Origin of the sequence: Dyadobacter sp. (genome assembly GCF_051859145.1) — a bacterium.
Taxonomy (GTDB): domain Bacteria; phylum Bacteroidota; class Bacteroidia; order Cytophagales; family Spirosomataceae; genus Dyadobacter.
The window spans coordinates 1-2,347 of sequence record NZ_JBHYGF010000502.1 but is presented as its reverse complement, the minus strand read 5'-3'; the positions used below and the strand labels follow the sequence as shown (position 1 = coordinate 2,347).

The following is a 2,347-nucleotide window of genomic DNA, read 5'->3' as shown; positions in this document are numbered from 1 at the left end:
GGTTTTGACAATGTTGTAGCCACTCGCTTTCAGGATCCTCGACAAAGAATCGCCCAGAAAGTTGTTTCGTAAATGCCCCAGGTGCAGGGGTTTATTGGTATTTGGGGAAGAAAATTCAACCATCACCGACGCTCCGTTCGCAGGAGAACTGCCGTAGTCAGGATCGCTTTTCATCTTTTCAAACAGGTCGAGCCAGGTTTGATCCTTTAAGCTGATATTAAGAAAACCCTGGACTACATTGAAGCTCTGTACCACAGAAGAAGCTTCAACAAGCGCTGCACCAATGATCTGTCCGATCTCGGCAGGCGCTTTGCGGGTTGTTTTGGTAAGCGGGAAGGTTACAAATGTATAAAAGCCTTCAAATTCTTTTTTTGTTGGTTGCAAAATGACTTCCTCAACATCAATATCGAAATGCTTTTGGATCGCTTTTTGGATATCGTCTTTTAATATAGCCTCAATTGTCATGAAAAATGGTGTAAGCGGAAGTGTGCTCCTGAATGCCGGGACGCATTTCCTGTCGTTTTTATTTGAATGAAAATATTTCTTATATTAATAGTGATGTTATCTTTTTTGATGCAAAATTAGGGTAAATATTGAAGAGAGTTACACCCCACCAGGAAGAAGTTATGTCCAATTACCTGCTTCGTTTTTTCCGGACAAAGATACTGCTGCTTATTCTTCTGGCTCCATTCACTGGCGCGTGGGCGCAGCTCCACCAGACGGATCGGTTGGAGATCCCTACCAGTTCTTCTACCTCGGAGCAATTTGAAGTATTTAGTCTGGGTGAACAAGGTATCCTCTCCGTGATCCGTGGGGATGAGTATTCGAGCAGTCGCAATGAAAAATGGAATTTTGTAAAGTACGATACAACTTTAAAAGTACTCTGGCGGACTGCCTACAAGCTCGATTTTCGGTATATTCCTGTGATGGCGTACAAAGGGGAAGAGTCGGGTTACTGGCTTTTCGCGGAGCCTGATACCGACAAATTCCTTTTTTTGCAGCTTAATTTCAACGACGGGTCCATTGATACATTTAAAGGAAACCTGTTATCTGGTGTAGATGTGCAGCAGTTTAAAGTGATCGGCAGCAAAGCGCTCGTTTCCGGCTATTATCGCTCCCGGCCAGTGGTGATTGTCCATTCCTTTTTCGACCATACTACCCGCGTTTTACCCGGCCTTTTTGAAAAGAATACAGAGCTGAACAATGTAGATATCAATGAGATTGACGGCTATATCAATGTAATTACCTACGCTTACCGGAAGAAAAATTGTGTTTTCGAGATCAAGACGTACAATTACGACGGGAAGTTTTTAAAGAAAACAACGTTAAGCGACCCGCGTTACAGCTTTATATCCGGACAAATTGTGCCGCTTAATTCAGATGATTCTTACCTGATCGGTAACTATTCAGTAGGTTGTACCCAATACTCACAGGGTTTGTATGTTACACACATCGAAGATGATACACCCAGAGAGGCGCAGTTTATCGAATTTTCTGATCTACAAAATTTCTTCAATTACATGAAACCTAAGCACAGGCAGCGCGTTTTGGAAAAAATTGGTAAAAGAAAGAGTTTAGGCAAGGAAAATCGCTTTCGCTACCGGCTGCTGGTTCATGAACTGATACAAACTCCCGAAGAAATCGTGCTCGTAGCGGAAGTTTACTACCCAAATCAGCGTTCAACCAATCCGATTATATCTGGCGGAATTTCCCGTCCGTATATTTCACGCTCGCTGGAAGGTTACCGCTACACACACGCCATTGTTTGCGGGTTCGACAGAAACGGGAAGTTTATGTGGGACAATACGATCACCATTAAAGACCTCACCAGTTTTGATTTGCAGGAAATGGTGCAGGTAACACCGGTTGACGATTATTTCGTACTCGCTTATCCGCAGGAAGGCGAAATTCACACAGAGGTGATCAACCGCGACAAAGTGGTGGTGGAGACTGAGAAATTCAAAATCAACCCGAAATCAGAGAAGGATAAGGTGCTCAATAATGAAGATGGATACCTTTCACCCTGGTATGGCCAGTATTTCCTTGCCTACGGAATGCAGCGCATTGGTACTTCGTCGATAGGGCAGGGCAGGGAGATTTTTTATGTCAACAAGCTGACTTACAATACGCAGGAAATCGGAAAAGTGGGCTTGAAAGAAGCTTCGCGCCCACGCTGATTTGGCTAGTCAACCAGCCAGATATGGTCTTGCTCAAAACCTTGCTCTTTCCATTCAACCTGCACGCGCTGGCTCTCAACCGTACTTACTTTCATGCCCGCGTAGTCTGGGCCCAGCGGCAGCTCACGATTGTAGCGGCGATCGATCAAAACCATTAACTCAACCACTTT

Annotated in this window: 2 protein-coding genes and 1 pseudogene; 1 reads left to right on the top strand and 2 read right to left on the bottom strand. The window is 44.4% G+C overall.

The annotated features are described in order from the left end of the window. Positions 1-465 (bottom strand): arginine--tRNA ligase domain-containing protein (argS, locus tag ACTIE6_RS22870; RefSeq protein ID WP_439558838.1); only part of this gene is annotated, 465 nt, incomplete at its 3' end. Positions 466-593: 128 nt separating this feature from the next. Between argS and ACTIE6_RS22865 the strand changes: the two genes are divergently transcribed. Continuing rightward, positions 594-2,177: a hypothetical protein gene (locus ACTIE6_RS22865; protein ID WP_439558837.1), complete on the top strand. Its 1,584-nt coding sequence runs from the start codon at positions 594-596 to the stop codon at positions 2,175-2,177. Positions 2,178-2,182: 5 nt separating this feature from the next. Here the strand turns inward: ACTIE6_RS22865 and ACTIE6_RS22860 are convergent. Then, positions 2,183-2,347, bottom strand: a pseudogene (locus tag ACTIE6_RS22860) (bifunctional pyr operon transcriptional regulator/uracil phosphoribosyltransferase PyrR); the annotation flags it as partial.